The organism is Parachitinimonas caeni (genome assembly GCF_030129945.1).
Lineage (GTDB): Bacteria > Pseudomonadota > Gammaproteobacteria > Burkholderiales > Chitinimonadaceae > Parachitinimonas > Parachitinimonas caeni.
Genome location: NZ_JARRAF010000002.1, coordinates 159424 through 175346 on the forward strand (window position 1 = coordinate 159424; position 15923 = coordinate 175346).

The 15923-nt window shown below is 60.7% G+C and carries 14 protein-coding genes; 8 read left to right on the forward strand and 6 right to left on the reverse strand.

What is annotated here, in order from left to right; genetic code table 11:
- Positions 1-14 precede the first annotated feature (14 nt).
- Genes PZA18_RS02395 through PZA18_RS02420 form a run of 6 tightly spaced genes read left to right on the forward strand, consistent with a single transcriptional unit; the run spans position 15 to position 6926 of the window.
- Positions 15-1205, forward strand: a complete 1191-nt coding sequence (locus PZA18_RS02395) for a glycosyltransferase family 4 protein (RefSeq protein ID WP_284099184.1) — start codon at positions 15-17, stop codon at positions 1203-1205.
- A gap of 40 nt (positions 1206-1245) precedes the next feature.
- Positions 1246-2532 (forward strand): nucleotide sugar dehydrogenase, encoded by a 1287-nt coding sequence (locus PZA18_RS02400; protein WP_284099185.1) that lies wholly within the window; start codon positions 1246-1248, stop codon positions 2530-2532.
- A 13-nt stretch (positions 2533-2545) separates the two neighbouring features.
- A complete protein-coding gene (locus PZA18_RS02405) occupies positions 2546-3571 on the forward strand; it encodes an SDR family oxidoreductase (protein WP_284099186.1) in 1026 nt (341 codons plus the stop codon).
- Between the two features lie 21 nt (positions 3572-3592).
- Positions 3593-4735, forward strand: coding sequence for an MraY family glycosyltransferase (locus PZA18_RS02410; RefSeq protein WP_284099187.1), 1143 nt, complete (start codon positions 3593-3595; stop codon positions 4733-4735).
- Positions 4735-5907 carry a hypothetical protein gene (locus PZA18_RS02415; protein WP_284099188.1) on the forward strand — a complete coding sequence of 391 codons (1173 nt, stop codon included), beginning with the start codon at positions 4735-4737 and terminating at the stop codon, positions 5905-5907. The genes PZA18_RS02410 and PZA18_RS02415 overlap by 1 nt, the downstream gene beginning before the upstream one ends.
- Positions 5874-6926 carry an acyltransferase family protein gene (locus PZA18_RS02420; protein WP_284099189.1) on the forward strand — a complete coding sequence of 351 codons (1053 nt, stop codon included), beginning with the start codon at positions 5874-5876 and terminating at the stop codon, positions 6924-6926. Before PZA18_RS02415 ends, PZA18_RS02420 begins: the two co-directional genes overlap by 34 nt.
- Here PZA18_RS02420 and PZA18_RS02425 read toward each other — a convergent pair.
- Complete coding sequence (locus tag PZA18_RS02425) at positions 6923-7912, reverse strand: glycosyltransferase family 2 protein (RefSeq protein ID WP_284099190.1); 990 nt, start codon at positions 7910-7912, stop codon at positions 6923-6925. The genes PZA18_RS02420 and PZA18_RS02425 overlap by 4 nt on opposite strands.
- The gene (locus tag PZA18_RS02430; protein WP_284099191.1) at positions 7902-8330 is read right to left on the reverse strand and encodes a GtrA family protein; all 429 of its coding nucleotides are present in this window, start codon (positions 8328-8330) and stop codon (positions 7902-7904) included. The genes PZA18_RS02425 and PZA18_RS02430 overlap by 11 nt, the downstream gene beginning before the upstream one ends.
- Positions 8331-8538: 208 nt before the next feature.
- On the opposite strand from PZA18_RS02430, the gene PZA18_RS02435 reads away from it, so the two are divergent.
- A complete protein-coding gene (locus tag PZA18_RS02435; RefSeq protein WP_284099192.1) occupies positions 8539-11955 on the forward strand; it encodes a glycosyltransferase in 3417 nt (1138 codons plus the stop codon).
- Between the two features lie 69 nt (positions 11956-12024).
- Positions 12025-12432 carry a hypothetical protein gene (locus PZA18_RS02440; protein ID WP_284099193.1) on the forward strand — a complete coding sequence of 136 codons (408 nt, stop codon included), beginning with the start codon at positions 12025-12027 and terminating at the stop codon, positions 12430-12432.
- 22 nt (positions 12433-12454) lie between these two features.
- Here the strand turns inward: PZA18_RS02440 and PZA18_RS02445 are convergent, their stop codons facing one another.
- From PZA18_RS02445 to PZA18_RS02460, 4 genes are all read right to left on the reverse strand, one after another.
- Positions 12455-13219, reverse strand: a complete 765-nt coding sequence (locus PZA18_RS02445) for a 3',5'-cyclic-nucleotide phosphodiesterase (RefSeq protein ID WP_284099194.1) — start codon at positions 13217-13219, stop codon at positions 12455-12457.
- Between the two features lie 115 nt (positions 13220-13334).
- Positions 13335-14315 carry a D-2-hydroxyacid dehydrogenase family protein gene (locus PZA18_RS02450; protein WP_284099195.1) on the reverse strand — a complete coding sequence of 327 codons (981 nt, stop codon included), beginning with the start codon at positions 14313-14315 and terminating at the stop codon, positions 13335-13337.
- Between the two features lie 103 nt (positions 14316-14418).
- Complete coding sequence (gene lgt / locus PZA18_RS02455) at positions 14419-15279, reverse strand: prolipoprotein diacylglyceryl transferase (RefSeq protein WP_284099196.1); 861 nt, start codon at positions 15277-15279, stop codon at positions 14419-14421.
- 99 nt (positions 15280-15378) lie between these two features.
- Positions 15379-15849 (reverse strand): YybH family protein, encoded by a 471-nt coding sequence (locus PZA18_RS02460; protein ID WP_284099197.1) that lies wholly within the window; start codon positions 15847-15849, stop codon positions 15379-15381.
- Positions 15850-15923: the final 74 nt, after the last annotated feature.

The window sequence follows — 15923 nt, forward strand, 5'->3', positions numbered from 1 at the left end:
ATCCGTTTTTCCTCATGCAGGACACACATCGAAGCACCGGCCCTTCGGGGCCGACAGCCCTGGTTTGTTCCAACTCATCCTGGTATCTGCACAATTTCCGGCGCGGATTGATCCAGGCACTGCTGGCCCAAGGCTGGCGCGTGATTACGGTAGCCCCGCACGACGAGCACAGTGCAGCGCTGCAGGCACTGGGCGCCGAATTCGAGCCCCTGCCCATCGACAGCAAAGGCCTCAATCCGCTCGCGGATGGCCGGACCTGCTGGCATCTGGCAGGTTTGATGCAGCGCTATCAGCCGCAGGTTTACCTGCCGTTCACCATCAAACCCGTCATTTGGGGCGGCTTGGCGGCCCGCTGGCGCAAAGTGGCCACGGTGGCGACCGTCACCGGTCTGGGTACCGCCTTCATCCGCCAGAACTGGCTGACCAAGCTGGTCTGCAATCTGTACCGGCCGGCCCTGCGTCGCGCCTCGACCGTGCTGTTCCAGAACGATGAAGACCGCAGCCTGTTCCTCAAGCACGGTTTGGTCACCGTGCGCCAGACCGGGCTGGTGGCCGGCAGCGGAGTCGATCTCAAACGCTTCAAACCAACGCCGCTACCCAATGGCGAAGCACCGGTGTTCCTGCTGATTGCCCGCATGCTGCGCGACAAGGGGGTGGTCGAATACGTCAACGCTGCCCGCGAAATCAAAGCCCGCTACCCGCAGGCCCGCTTTCAGATGCTGGGGTTTGTCGGCGTTGCCAATCGCACGGCCATCAGCCGCGACGAAATCGACGGCTGGCAAGCGGAAGGTATCGTCGATTATCTGGGCTCGACCGATGACGTACGGCCCTTCATTGCCGCCGCAGATTGCGTGGTCCTGCCGTCCTACCGCGAAGGCACGCCACGCACCTTGCTCGAAGCCGCCGCCATGACCCGCCCTTTGATTGCCACCGATGTCACCGGCTGCCGCGAAGTGGTCGAGCACGAGGTCAACGGCTATTTGTGCGAGGCCCGCAACCACCAGTCGCTGGCCACCGCCATCGAGCGCTTCATTCAACTGCCGATGGCGGCGCGGTATGCTATGGGCCTGGCTGGACGGCAGAAAATCGAGCAGACCTTCGATCAGGCTAGCGTGGTCCAGGCTTATCTGCAGGCCATCCATACCGCCGTCAACGGTCGGGGAGCCGGCGAAACCGTTGCCAGCAAGTTTCCCTCATCTTCCTGATTGCGCCAGCATCCAATACGTTCACACGAAAAACCTTGCCATGTCTCATACACGAAAAATTGCCGTGATCGGCCTGGGCTATGTCGGCCTGCCGGTCGCCGTGGCCTTTGGCCGCAAAGCCCGAACCATCGGTTTCGACATCAATCAGGAAAGACTGGCCGAGCTGGGCGCCGGTATCGAGCGGACTGGCGAAGTCAGTCCGGAAGAATTACGCAGCGCCGACATCGTCTACACCGACTCTCTCGAAGTCCTGCGGCAGGCGGATTTTCATATCGTGGCAGTGCCCACACCGGTTGATGACGCCAACCAGCCTGATCTGACCCCCATGAAGAAAGCCTCCGAAACCGTCGGCAAGGCCCTCAAGCACGGGGATATCGTGGTGTTCGAATCAACGGTCTACCCCGGCGCCACCGAAGAAGACTGCGTGCCGATTCTGGAGGCCATGTCCGGCCTGACCTGCGGCCGCGACTTCACCGTGGGCTACAGCCCGGAGCGGATCAATCCTGGCGACAAGGAACATACCTTTACCAAGATCCGCAAAGTGGTGTCGGGACAAGATCCGGCCACGCTCGATATTGTGGCGGCGGTTTATGGTTCGGTCGTGGAGGCCGGCGTTTTCAAGGCCAGCTCGATCAAGGTTGCGGAAGCCGCCAAAGTCATCGAAAACACCCAGCGCGACCTGAACATCGCGCTGATGAACGAACTGGCGCTGATCTTCAACCGCATGGGCATTGACACCAACGAAGTCCTGGCTGCAGCCGGCACCAAATGGAACTTCCTGCCTTTCCGGCCCGGTCTGGTCGGTGGCCATTGCATTGGCGTGGACCCTTACTACCTGACGCACAAAGCCGAGAAGCTTGGTTATATCCCGCAGGTGATTCTGGCGGGGCGTCGCATCAACGACAGCATGAGCCGACATATTGCCGAGCAGACGATCAAACAGATGATCCACGCCGGGCATGGCATTCTGGGGGCGCGGGTCACTGTGCTGGGCCTGACCTTCAAGGAAAACTGCCCCGATCTGCGCAACTCCAAGGTCGCCGATATCGTTGCCGAGCTGCGCGATTATGGGGTGGAGGTGCAGGTACACGATCCCTTGGCCGACCCGCAGGAAGCCGAACACGAATATGGCATCACGCTGACCGCATTCGACCAGCTGAAGCCGGCAGCGGCCTTGCTGGTAGCGGTTGCCCACGACGAATATCGCCAGAAAGACCTGCTGACCTTGCGCGAGCTGTGCGGCGAGGCACCGGTCCTGATCGACGTCAAGGCACTGTTCAACCCGGCCAGCCTGCGCGAACACGGCTTCCGCGTCTGGCGTCTGTGAGCGAGGGGGCAAGATGTCTGCTTATGCTCAATTACTGACGACCCTGCCAGCGCACCCCCGGCGCTGGCTGGTGACCGGCGCGGCCGGCTTCATTGGCTCGCACCTGGTCGAGACCCTGCTGACACATGGCCAGCAGGTTGTCGGGCTGGATAACTTTGCCACGGGCTACCAGTCGAATCTGGATGATGTTCTCACCAGTGTTGGCCCCGATGCCGCCAGCCGCTTTCAGCTGATCCAGGCTGACATCTGCGATCTGGCTGCCTGCCGGCAGGCAGTAGCGGGTGTCGATTACGTCCTGCATCAGGCCGCGCTGGGTAGCGTACCGCGTTCGCTGGAAAACCCGCTGGCCACGCACGATGCCAATATCAACGGCTTTCTGAACCTGTTACTGGCTGCCCGCGATGCTGGCGTTCGTCGCTTTGTGTATGCCGCCTCCAGCAGTACCTACGGCGACCACCCTGGTCTGCCGAAGATCGAAGACCAGATTGGCAAACCGCTGTCGCCTTATGCGGTCACCAAGTATGTCAACGAGTTGTATGCCGATGTGTTTGGCCGTTGCTATGGCCTCCCGACCATCGGCCTGCGTTATTTCAATGTCTTTGGTCCACGCCAAGACCCGAATGGTGCTTACGCCGCAGTGATTCCGCGCTGGTTTGCCAGTCTGGCCGCTGGCGAGCCGGTACAGATCAACGGCGATGGTGAAACCAGTCGGGATTTCTGCTTTGTGGCAAACGTGGTCCAGGCCAATCTGCTGGCCGCCTGCACCGACCATGCTGCCGCCATCAATCAGGTCTATAACGTGGCCGTAGGTGACCGTACCACGCTGAACCAGCTTTATGCACAGATCCGGGAACAGGTTGCCCGCCACCAGCCCGGCCAGACGTTGCCCGACCCGATCTACCGTGACTTCCGCGCAGGCGATGTGCGCCACTCGCAGGCCGACATCACCAAGATCTCGCTCTTGCTGGGTTATGTTCCGAGCCATCGTATTGAGGAGGGCATGGCAGTGGCGGCCGACTGGTACCTGGCAAAACGATAAAAACAACACGGAAGTTCTTGCGTGCAAACATTTCTTCTCGCCTTCGTTGTATCGGTGGTCGCGGCCTTGCTGATCCTGCGCTACAACCATCTGCATGGCCATTTGACGGCCGATCACGATCTGGACGGCGTGCAAAAATTTCACCCCCATCCCGTCCCCAGGGTGGGCGGTGTCGCGGTAATGGTCGGCATTCTGGCGGTCGGGGGGCTGGTGTCGGTGTTACGGCCGGAAATCTCACGTCAGTTCTGGCTGCTGCTGATGGCTTCGATACCCGCCTTCATGGGCGGGTTGGTCGAAGATCTGACCAAGCGCGTTGGCGTGCTGACCCGGCTGGGCCTGACCATGCTGGCTGCCGCGGGCGGATTCTGGCTACTCAATGCCGGAATCAGCCGGGTGGATATCCCGATCATCGACACGGCATTGCGGCTGTGGCCGGTAGCATTGGTGTTCACGGTCTTTGCCGTGGCCGGGGTGGCCAATGCCATCAATATCATTGATGGCTATAACGGCTTGGCAGGTGTGGTAACCGTCAATATTTTCATGGCCCTTGGCTATGTGTCGTATCAGGTTGGCGACGCCATGCTCTGGACCATCTGCCTTGCGGCGGCCGGCGCCATTCTGGGCTTTCTGGTGTGGAATTACCCACGCGGCCTGATTTTTCTGGGCGACGGCGGTGCTTATCTGATTGGCTTTCTGATCGGTGAGATTTCAGTCCTGCTGGTGGTACGCCACCCCGAGGTTTCCGCGTGGTTTCCCTTCCTGCTGGTGTTCTACCCGATTTTCGAAACGCTGTTCTCGATTTACCGCCGTGTCTTGCTGCGTAACGGCTCACCGGGCATGCCCGACGCCGTGCATATGCACCAGATGATCTACAAACGGCTGGTACGCTGGGCAGTCGGTAGCCGGCAAGCCAATGACAAGGTCTGGCGCAACGCCATGACCTCGCCTTATCTGTGGGTACTCAGCTCGCTCACCGTGATTCCGGCTGTCGCCTTCTGGAACCGCCCGCATTGGCTTTTGCTGTTCACCCTGCTGTTTGTGGCCAGCTACACCTGGCTGTATCGCCGGCTCGTACGTTTCCGCTCCCCGCGTTGGTTGATGATCCGCTACCACCACGATAGCAATCGCTCCTCGTCGCACCGAATCCACAAGAAGGAAGACTGATGTTCCCGCACGGCCGCTTCCCCCGCATTCCGCTCTGGCTGGCCCTGTTACCACTGGTGGCCATTGTCTGCTTTGCCCTGTGGCGTCAGGGGGTGAAGCTGTCGCCGGACTCCCAGACCTATTCGCTCTGGGCAGACCAGCTGATCGCCGACCATTTCAACTTCAAAGCCGCGTTCGCCAAGCTGAACTTCCCGGTAGTGCCTTACAACTATGCGCTTTGGGTGGCGTATGTCGCGGTACACAAGCTGCTGTTCGGCAACGCCTGGAGTCTGGGGGTCGTCATCGGCAATGTGCTGGCACTGGGCCTGACTACCTGGCTGCTGGTACGGCTGCTCAAAGCACTTGAATGCCCGAACTGGGGCATCGCCTTGGGCTTGCTGGCCATGGCCGGGGTTCACGAATACTCGTTCTGGGCCAATTACGCCCTGTCGGATGTCAGCTTTGTCGCCTTGCTGACGCTGTGGCTGGTCATCCTGCTCGGGTCTCGCCAATGGTGGCCGCTTTTACCTCTGGGTGCTGTTCTACTGGCTTATCGCCCCCCGGCCATCGTACTGCTGCCGCTGGTGGCCGTCGCCATCGCGGCAGGGCATCTGGCCAAGGCCGAGCCGACCCAACGACCGCTCAAACTCTGGGCGCTGGTGGCCGGATTGGCCGCCTTGGCACTCGTCCTGACAGGGTTGCATGCCTGCATTGTCGCCGATCCTTCGCGCTGGCCATTTGACGGAGGACGCGGCTGGGTGAGCCAGCTGGCCGAGATGTACCAGCGCGGCATTATCGTTCACGATCGCCCCTCCACCTATGTGACCCCTCCGGAAAGCTGGCTGGGTTACCTGGGCATGACCCTGCGTAAATTCCTGTATTTCTGGTCGCCGAGCGCGCCGGAATTCAGCTTTGCCCATAAAGCCATCAACTGGATCACCCTGCTACCGCTCTATCTGCTGGCGGGTTTTGCCGTCTGGCGGGCCTTCTCGATCCGGCAGGTGATGTCGGCCCAACGCTGGCGGGCGGTCGTCATTTTGAGTGCCTGGTGTCTGGGGCTGGCGCTGTTTCATGCGCTGCAGGTGGTGGACTATGACTTCCGCTATCGCCTGCCGACCATTCCAGCGGTATTGGTACTGGCGGTCATCGGCTTGACAGAATGGCGCCGGAACGGCCAGAACACTGGCGCCTGACGCGCCTGTACGAGCTTGACCTGCTGCGGCTGCTGGCGGCCGCAGCAGTCCTGCTGTTTCACTATGGTTTTCGCGGCTATATCGCCGATGACCTTTGCCGGATGCCCACCCCCACACTCGGTCTGGTAGCGCGTTACGGCTATCTTGGGGTCGAGCTGTTCTTCCTGATCAGCGGCTTTGTCATCCTGCTCTCGGCAGAAGGGCGTAACGCGACGGAATTCGTCAAAGCCCGCGCATTACGACTATTCCCGGCATTGTGGCTGGCCTGCAGCCTGACAGCCGCCACCGCCTGGCTGTTGAGCGACGCCCGCTTTACCCCCACGCTCGGGGATTATTTCGCCAATATGGCGCTATTGGCCGGCTTTATCGGGCGGCCGCTGGTCGATGGCAGTTACTGGTCTCTGTACGTCGAAATCGTCTTCTACGCCGCCATTGCAGCAGCCATTGCCCTGCGACAGCTGGGGCAGATCGAACTCTGGCTGATTTTATGGCTGGCCCTGGCCTGCCTGATCGACCTGTTCCCCTTCGGCAACGCCGGCTTCAAAGCACTTTTCAACTACGCACCGTATTTCGTTGGCGGCTGCGTGGCCTACCGCCGCTATTCGCTTGGCACCAGCCCGCTACGGCAAGGGCTGTTTGTCGCCAGTTGGGTGCTGGCTTCGGCCCACGCCCTGCGTGATGCCGCCTATCTGAGCGAACGGTATGCCGTCCGCTTTGAACCACTGGTCGTGACCAGCCTGATCGCCGTCTTCTTTGGCGGATTCTGGCTGCTGGCCCGGCACCGCACCACGGCCTGGCGCCAGCCACGCTGGGCCATCTGGGGCGCCCTCACCTATCCGCTCTACCTGATCCACCAGCACATCGGCTACATGCTGTTCAACCGGCTCTATCCGGCCTGGCCATCCTGGCTGCTGGTCAGCAGCTGCAGCGCCCTTGTGCTGGCGTTAGCCTGGCTGATCCACCATCACGCCGAATTACCGTTACGGCGCTGGCTGCAAGGGCTGCTGTGGCGGTCCTAGGTTCTGTTGTAGGTTCTGTTGCGGCTACGCGGCCCCAGCGGGATGCGCGGGCTGTTCTGAAAATCGTAATTAAGGAAGGACAGCAGCAGCTGGGTACCCAGAATAATGGGCAGCGCAGCCAGCATGACCGTGCCGCTGCTGGCAAGCTGGCCAGTCTGCATCGAATGCAGCCAGCCACTCACCCCCTGCCACAGGCCGAATAGGAGCAGCGGCAGCGATAACAGCAGCTCCAGCGATGCCACCGAAAAATCACGCAGAAAGTAGTTGTAGCCGATGCGCTTGGCCAGATTCCGGCTATGTCCGAGCAAAAAGGGTAGCAGGATGCGCCCGACCTTCAGCCCGGACACCTCATCGCCGTAAATCGCCCGCATGGGAATATCCCGCACCACCGCACCAATGGTGCCGAGCCGGAACAGCAGGTCTGACTCGAAAAAGTAGCGTCTGGCGAGTTTATCGAGGGGTAGCAGCTGTAAGGCGGTCAGGCCGATTGCGGTGTAGCCGTTGGTAGGGTCGAACAGCCGATAGTAGCCGCTGGAAAATTTGGAGAAAAACGACAGCACGGCATTGCCCAGCAAGCGGATACGCGGCATGGCCGCCAGATCTTCGAGCTGGAAAAAGCGATTGCCCTTGGTGTAATCGGCTTCGCCAGCCAGGATGGGCGCGATAAAGGCGGGGATCAGCGCCGGGTCCATCTGGCCGTCGCCGTCGATTTTGACGACACAATCGCAATCGTCTGCGAGTGCCGCCCGGTAGCCTGACACCACCGCCGCGCCTACGCCCTGATTCTGGGTATGCCGGAGTACCCGTACCCGCTGGTCGGTACACTGAGCGGTGACCAGATCGGCCGTTGCCTCAGGGCAGGCATCATCGACCACGTAGATGTGGGTGACTTCCGGTCCCAGGCCCGCTATCACCCCCAGAATCTGCCGCGCCACCCGAAAGCAGGGAATCACCACGCCTACGCGCGGCAAGTCGCTATTTAGCATTCCGATACACCCATAGTTTCGACACCAGAAACGCCAGCACAAACAAGGCCAGCTCAATCAGCAGTTTGGCCATCGTCAGCAGCCCGGCATGGTCCGCATCACGCCCCAATAGCCAGGCTGCAGCCGATAACAAGCCGGATGAGAGCATGGTCATCGCCAGCCACAAGGCGCCAAATCGCAGAAAGGACGGCCACCAGGGCTCGGCCGTGCTGCCGAAGGTGATCCAGCGATTGAGCCAGAATCCGGCCATCCCTGCACTGGCACGGCTCGCCACATTGGCGACCTCGACCGCCACGCCCCAGCGCAGCATTGAATAAAGCAGCGCGGCATCCCCTGCGAACTGGGCCAGGCCGATTACGAAATACCAGGCCAGCTGCCGGCTGGTCTGACGGGGGGCTACTCGAGGCAGTGAAGACATCGTACCCATCAAGCAAAGCAAGGCTGCCGAGTGTACCGCGCACCATTTCAATTTGGCGCTTGGCGCGCATGCTGCAGTGCGATAAAAGGTCGGATTTACAGGTAAAGTAGCCACTTTGGCTTTGAAAGGCTGCGGCGGAACCATCCTGTCCGGCAGACTCTCTTATGGCGCCCAACCATCGAACAAACCTCACGTTTCTGTTTCAACAATGACCCAAAACGCAGACCAAACGACCGTTTCACTGCAGGATGCCTTTCGCCATGCCTTGCAGCAGCACCAGCAAGGCCATCTGGCCGAAGCCGAGACGATATATCGGCAGATTCTGGCCGTGGCCCCCAATCATGCCGACTCGCTGCACCTGCTGGGGTTGATCTACCACCAGGTTGGCAAGCATCGCACAGCCATCGAGCTGATCCTGCGCGCCATCCGTCAGCAACCGGGGGCGGCGGACTACTACTGCAATCTGGGCGAAGCCCACCGCATGCTGGGCGAGTACGAGCTGGCGGCAGAATCGTTTCTGACTGCGATTGACCGCAATCCGCAACACGCCATCGCACACAACAATCTGGGTACCGTGCTGCTGGCCCTGAATCGCCCAGATGAAGCGATTGCCCACTACCAACACGCCTTGCAGATCAAACCCGGCTATCTGCAGGCGCTCAACAATATGGCCAGTGCCTTGCAACAGAAGGGGCAGCCGGCTGATGCGATTCCGTATTTGCAGGCGGTCCTGGCCAACGATGCCAGCCTCAGCGACAGCCAGGCCAATCTGGCACTGTGCCTGCTCGACACCGGTGAGCAAAACGCCGCGCTAGATTGCGCGCGCCGAGCCCGAGCCCTCGACCCGGAACAAGCACTGGCTTACGAAATTGAAGCCAAGGCCCTGATACGGCTAGGTCGCGCCAGCGAGGCCCTTGCCGCACTCGATACCGCCCCCGCCAGCCTCGCCTCTCGCCATAACCTGATGGAGGCCAGAGCCGAAGCCTTGGCCGCCCAAGGGGAACTGGTCGCCGCACTCGACACCCTGCACGCCGCCTTGCGCAGTCAGCCGGGCTATTTGCCGCTCCGCCAGGCGATCGTCGGCATTGCCGCGCAACTGAGTCGGCAGGCGGCACAGGCCCCTGAAGCCGCGTTGATCAACTGGACCGGCAAGGCACCCAGCCTGTCGGTGGTGATCTGCAGCATCAACCCCGACCGCTTTGCGGCCGTCAGCGCCCAATATCAGCAAGCACTGGCTGGCTTCGACCATGAAATTATTGGCATTCACGATGCCCGATCCCTATGCGAGGGCTACAACCGTGGCTTCGCCCAAAGCCGTGGCGAACTGCTGATTTTCAGCCATGACGACGTGGAAATTTTCGATGCGGACTTCGCCCCGCGCCTGCTGCGGCATCTGGCCCAATACGACATCATCGGCGTAGCAGGCACCAGTCATCTGGTCGGCCCGGCCTGGGCGGCGGCGGGCTTCCCGCATCTGCACGGAACGGTGGTTCACAAACGACCGCAGGATGCCGACTATCTGGTCTGCGTCTTCGGTGCCGACAGCAATCCCGCTGAAAACATCGAAGCACTCGACGGCTTCTTCATCGCCTGCCGGCGCAGCGTCTTCGAACGGGTGCGTTTCGATGAAGCCACCTTTGATGGCTTCCACCTTTACGACGTTGACTTCAGCTTCAGCGCCGCACAGGCCGGGCTGCGGGTGGCCGTCGCCAATGACCTGCTGATGCTGCACCAGTCATACGGCGCCTACGACGAAAAATGGCAGCACTATGCCGACCGCTTTCTGGCCAAGTGGCAATCCACGCTGGAGCCACGCTGGACCATCCAGGCCCCCATCGACTGCAAACTGGAATGCCGCCTGCCGGCCCCCGGCCCGGTGCGCCACTTCACCACCCTGGCCCGCCGCTATCTCGCCACTGGGTATCACCAGACCAGCGATCAGGATTACGCGATCTGGCTACGCCAATACGGCCAGCTTGAACGCTGCCCGCAGGTACCCACCAGCGGCCCGCTGATCTCGCTGCTGATGCCGGTTTACAACCCACCCGAGCAATGGCTGAGACGGGCACTGGATTCGGTGCTGGCACAAAGCTATGGCCACTGGCAGCTCTGCGTGGCCGACGACGCCTCGACCGCTAGCTGGGTCAAGCCCGTCCTGCAGGAATACGCAAGCCGTGACCGTCGCATCGAAGTGGTTTATCGGCCGGAAAACGGCCATATCTCGGCCGCCAGCAATAGCGCGCTGGAGCTGGTGCGGGGCGAATGGACCGTCCTGTTCGACCATGATGACGAGCTGGCTGTCGATGCCCTGGCCTGGCTGGTGACAGAAATCAGCGCACACCCAGACGCCCAGCTGGTCTACTCGGACGAGGACAAGATCGACGAAGACGGTCAACGAAAAGACGCCTACTTCAAGCCGGACTGGAATTACGACCTGTTTCTGGCGCAAAACCTGTTCTCTCATATGGGTTGCTACCGTAGCGAACTGATCCGGCAGGTGGGTGGCTTCCGAGAGGGTTACGAAGGCTCGCAGGACTACGATCTGGCTTTGCGTTGCATCGAGCAAGTGCCGGCCCACAGCATCCGCCACATTCCGCGTGTGCTCTATCACTGGCGGATACTGGCCCAGAGCATGGCCAGTGGCGGCGATGCCAAGCCCTATAGTTACGACGCAGCCCGCCGGGCCATTGCTGACCATCTGGCAAGGCAGTCGATAGCCGCCAGCGTAGAGCCACTGCCCTTGGCGCCTTCGCTGCAACGGGTTCGCTACACCCTGCCCGACTCACCGCCGCTGGTCAGCCTGATCATCCCGACCCGCAACCAGCATGCCTTGCTGCGCCAGTGCATCAACAGCCTGGCCCGCACCCGCTACCCCTACTTCGAAGTGCTGATTGTAGACAACGGCAGCGACGAGGCCGCTACGCGCGACTACCTCGATAGCCTGGCCCGTCGCCCCAACTTCCGCGTACTGCGGGACGATCGGCCGTTCAACTTCCCGGCCCTCAACAACCTTGCCGTTGCCCAAGCCCGTGGCGAAGTGCTCTGTTTGCTTAACAACGACATCGAAGTCATCAACGAGGACTGGCTCGCAGAAATGGTCAGCCAGGCCATGCGACCGGGCATCGGCGCAGTCGGTGCACGGCTGTGGTTCCCTGACGAGACCTTGCAGCATGGCGGGGTATTGCTGGTAGGAGGGGTCGCCGGCCATGCCCACCGCAAACTGCCACGCGGCCTGCCCGGCTACGCTGGCCGCGCCATCGTCAGCCAGAATTACTCGGCGGTCACCGCTGCGTGCCTGGTGGTACGCAAAGCCCTGTACCAACAGGTTGGCGGCATGGATGAGGCCTTGTCGGTAGCATTTAACGACGTCGATTTCTGCCTGAAGCTGCAAGCCGCCGGCTACCGCAATCTATGGACACCCTTTGCCGAGCTGTACCACCACGAGTCAGCAAGCCGGGGCGAAGAAACCACCCCAGAAAAGCGAGCCCGCTTTGCCAGCGAGGTCGAGTTGATGCAACAACGCTGGCAACACCTACTCCCACACGACCCGGCCTACAACCCGAACCTGAGCTTCTTCCGCGAAGATTTCGCGCTGGCGTGGCCACCCAGGGTGGCGGCAGGCTAAAGTCAAACGGCCTGAGATCTTCCAAAGTGGTTCGCAGGCCATTTTTTCAACCTAACTTTTGCCACCGTGATGTCTCTCGATCGTTTGCTACACCTTGTTCGATGGCTTGCCACCATTCCTGTGGCGGTGTTTGGCTGGTTACTGGGGGTATTGGTGGCGTTGCTCATTCTGCAAGCGCACGAAAAGCTCTGCCCGGCCGAGTATCTGGTCTCAGGCATGTGCTATGCCCCGTGGTCTTACTTTGTAGAGCGGATGGCGATGGCCATTGGCTCGATTTTGTGTGGGGCTCTGGTGGTCGCGTTTGCCACCTGGATGGCGCCACGCTGGCGCCGACCCGTTGCGCTTGTCAGCTATCTGGCGGGTTTGGCTGTGGCAAGCTATTTTCTGCTGGCAACGGGCGATGCCTGGCCTGTGGGCTGGGCCGCTGCAGCTGGCGGCCTCACCCTGGCCCTGTTCTACAGACGTTATCCGCAATAGCACTGGCCAGCTTGGCCCGTTGTTACAGCACGAACATCATCCCACGCTGCAGTGGCCGTGCCGGTGTGGCCAGAGGCAGCGCCTGCACTTCTGCCATCAGCGCCGCTTCGTGGCCGGGTTCGAGGTGGGAGATCCACAATTCATAAGGTCGGTCGATACCTGCTGCCAACGGCGGTAGCCAGTTGGCAATCATATGCCCCGAGCGCTCGGCGGCGGTCTGCTGCTGGTTGCGGAAGGTGTTTTCGACAATGACATGCGCCAGCTTGGGGCTTGCGGCGGCAGCCGCCCAGAAAGCCGGACACGGACCGGAGTCACCGGAGAAGGCCAAGGCGGCCTTCGGGCCTTCAAGCAGAAAACCCACGGCCGGCACGCTATGCTGGGCCGGAAGGGCGCGCACCGTGCCATCCCCACAGGGAATAGCGGTGGCGAAATCAAGCGCTTGAAAGCGGATATAGGGGTGATCGGGCTCGGGTTGCCGGGTGTAGTCAGGCCAGAGTGGGCCATCGAACAGCCGCTGGCGCAGTAACGCCGTCACATAGGGCAGTGCGTGAACGGTAATGCCTGGGCCACCGTGACTGGCATGGGCATCGGCTAGAAACGGCAAAAAGCCGCTGTGATCAAGATGGGAATGCGTGAGGAAAACCGTATCAATGGCCAGCAGTTCGGGCAGCGATAGATCGCCGACACCGGTACCGCAATCGAGCAAGGCATGATCACCCAGCTTGAATGAGGTTGTGCGCAGACCCTCGGATATTCCTGCGCTGCATCCCAGCACTTTGACGTGCATGGTGTTGTCTCCGTTATGGGGCGCTAACCCGCTACCGGGGTTCCGGCAAGGTTGCGCCCTGTTATCTCGCCTCGTGGGCTTCGATCATTTTATCGCGGAAACGGTGTAGACAGACTCAGTTTGCCAAAACGGCGGGATTGGCAATGTTCTGGGGACGCCCCTCGGCATAGGCAATCACGTTGTCAAAAGCAGTACGCAGATAGAGTTCGTAGCTGGAATGCTCGACATAACCGATATGCGGCGTGCACAGTACTTGCGGCAGCTTCAGTAAGGGATGGTCTGTGCCCAGGATCGGCTCGCTCTCGTAGACGTCCACGGCGGCATAGCCGGGGCGGCCTGCCGCCACGGCCGCTTCCAGGGCCCCCGCTTCGATCAGCTCTGCCCGGCTGACGTTGACCAGCAGGGCGTCGGTTTTCATCCGCTGCAAGTCGGCTTGGGTAACTATGCCGCGTGTTGCGTCGTTCAGGCGCAGATGCAGGGACAACACATCCGCCTGCTCGAAAAACGCTTCACGGCTGCTGGCGGCCAGATAACCCTCTGCAACGGCCGCTGCGAGTGAGGGTTCGCGCCCCCACACTTGCACCTGCATGCCAAATGCCTTGCCATAACCGGCGACCATCTGGCCAATCTTGCCATAGCCCCAAATACCCAGTGTCTGACCTTTGAGCACCCGCCCCAGCCCCAAAGCACCGGATGACTGCCAATGCCCCCGCTGCAGATTGGCCGCATAGGCTGGCAGATGACGGCGCGCCGCCATGATCAAGGCCCAGCACAACTCGGCCGGCGCCACCGGCGAACCAATGCCTTCTGCCACCGCCACGCCAGCCGCAGTGCAGTCTTCCAGCTTCAGATGATTGCTGACCTTGCCGGTCTGGCTGATCAGTTTGAGCTTGGGCAATTGGCGTAACAGTTCGGGGCTGATAACGGTACGTTCACGAATCAGCACCAGCACCTCGACATCGGCCAGTCTTGCCGCCAGGGCATCGGTATCGGTCACTGTGTCGGTAAAGACGCTGACCTGATGCCCATTCAACAAACGAAAGCATTCCAGACTGGGAACGGCGTTCTGGTAATCATCGAGGATAGCGATATGCATGGAATTCTTCCTGTGAAAGGCCCGTTCGGTGTCCGCCGCCAGCAGCGCCCTTCGGGCCGGGCGCTACCGGGGTTTTGTGCAATCAGGTCAGCAGAACCTGTCTTCAGCGATAGTAATTGCCGTGCGGCCGGGTTGCGTAGAACAGCCAACCACCCAGCACGATCATGGGCAGGCTCAGCCACTGGCCCATCGACAGGTTCAGCGCCAGATAGCCCAAGAAACTGTCGGGCTCACGGGCGAACTCTGCCACGAACCGGCACAGGCCATAACCCAGCAGGAACACGGCCGATACCCGACCAGTGCGGCGGCGCTGCTTTGAATAGAACCACAGCACAAAAAACAGCAGCATGCCTTCGAGCGCAAACTGGTAGAGCTGCGAGGCATGGCGCGGCAATCCGCCAAACTGGGCCAGCACCGACTGCCACTCGGGGTGACTTGCCGCATAGGCGATGTCGTCAGCGCGTGCAGAGGGAAACAGCATGGCCCATGGCGCATCGGAATGGGTCACACGGCCATAAAGCTCGCCATTGATGAAGTTGCCGATCCGTCCGGCGGCCAACCCTAGCGGCACCAGGGGCGCCACAAAATCGGCCACATCGAAGTAGTGCTTGCGGTATTTGCGTGCAAACAAGGTCATCGCTACCAGCACACCAAGAAACCCCCCATGGAAAGACATGCCGCCTTCCCACACTTTGAAGATGGCCAGTGGGTTGCTCAGGTAGTCGCCAAACTTGTAGAACAGCACATAGCCGATCCGGCCACCAAGAATCACCCCCAGCACACCATAAAACAGCAGGTCATCCAGTTGCTTGACGTCCCAGTTGGCGGTGGCATCGCGGCGGATGCGCTGCCGGCCCAGGATCAGGAACAGAATGAACCCGACCAGGTACATCAAGCCGTACCAACGAATCGAAAGCGGACCCAGGTGTACGGCGACCGGGTCGAAATTGGGATGAATGATCATCGTGCAGCTCAGGGTAAAGAAGGGAAGCCGGCGATTATAACCGGCAAGCAAGACGGGGGCTGTTGGACAAGCCCGGCCAATCCAGACCGCACGGACGATTTAAGACGGTTTGCCGGCCTCTTCAGCGGCCTTGCAGTCACAGACATCCACACCGAAATCGAACACGACACGCCAGGTATTGGGCGCTTCGAGCCGCCAGATGGAGTGAAAACGCGCCACCTGCTTGCCTTTGGGGTCATAGACCGGTCCCCGACTCAAGGCGAGTTTGCCCGACTCCAGCACTTCTACCGACTCCGGTTTCCAGGAAAACGGTGGCGTGGGCTTGGCATAGAACGCCTTCCAGGCCTCAACCACCTGTTGTTTGCCGCGCAACGACTTGCCGGATGAGAACACGGCATCTTCCGCAACAAAGCGCTTGAAGCCTTCCAGATCACGATCCGCCATGGTTTTGGCAAACGCGCGTTCCGCTTCCATCACTTGTTTTTCCAGCTCTTGCAGATCGGTGGCTGCAACGGGCAAGGACAATAATGGCAACAAGCATGCCGCACGGCGGGCAGATATCCACTTCATCTCTCTTCTCCTTCTGATTTTTTCGGGTCTGTTGATACAACGCAGCAAAGCATGATACCCCGGCCCTGCCATTG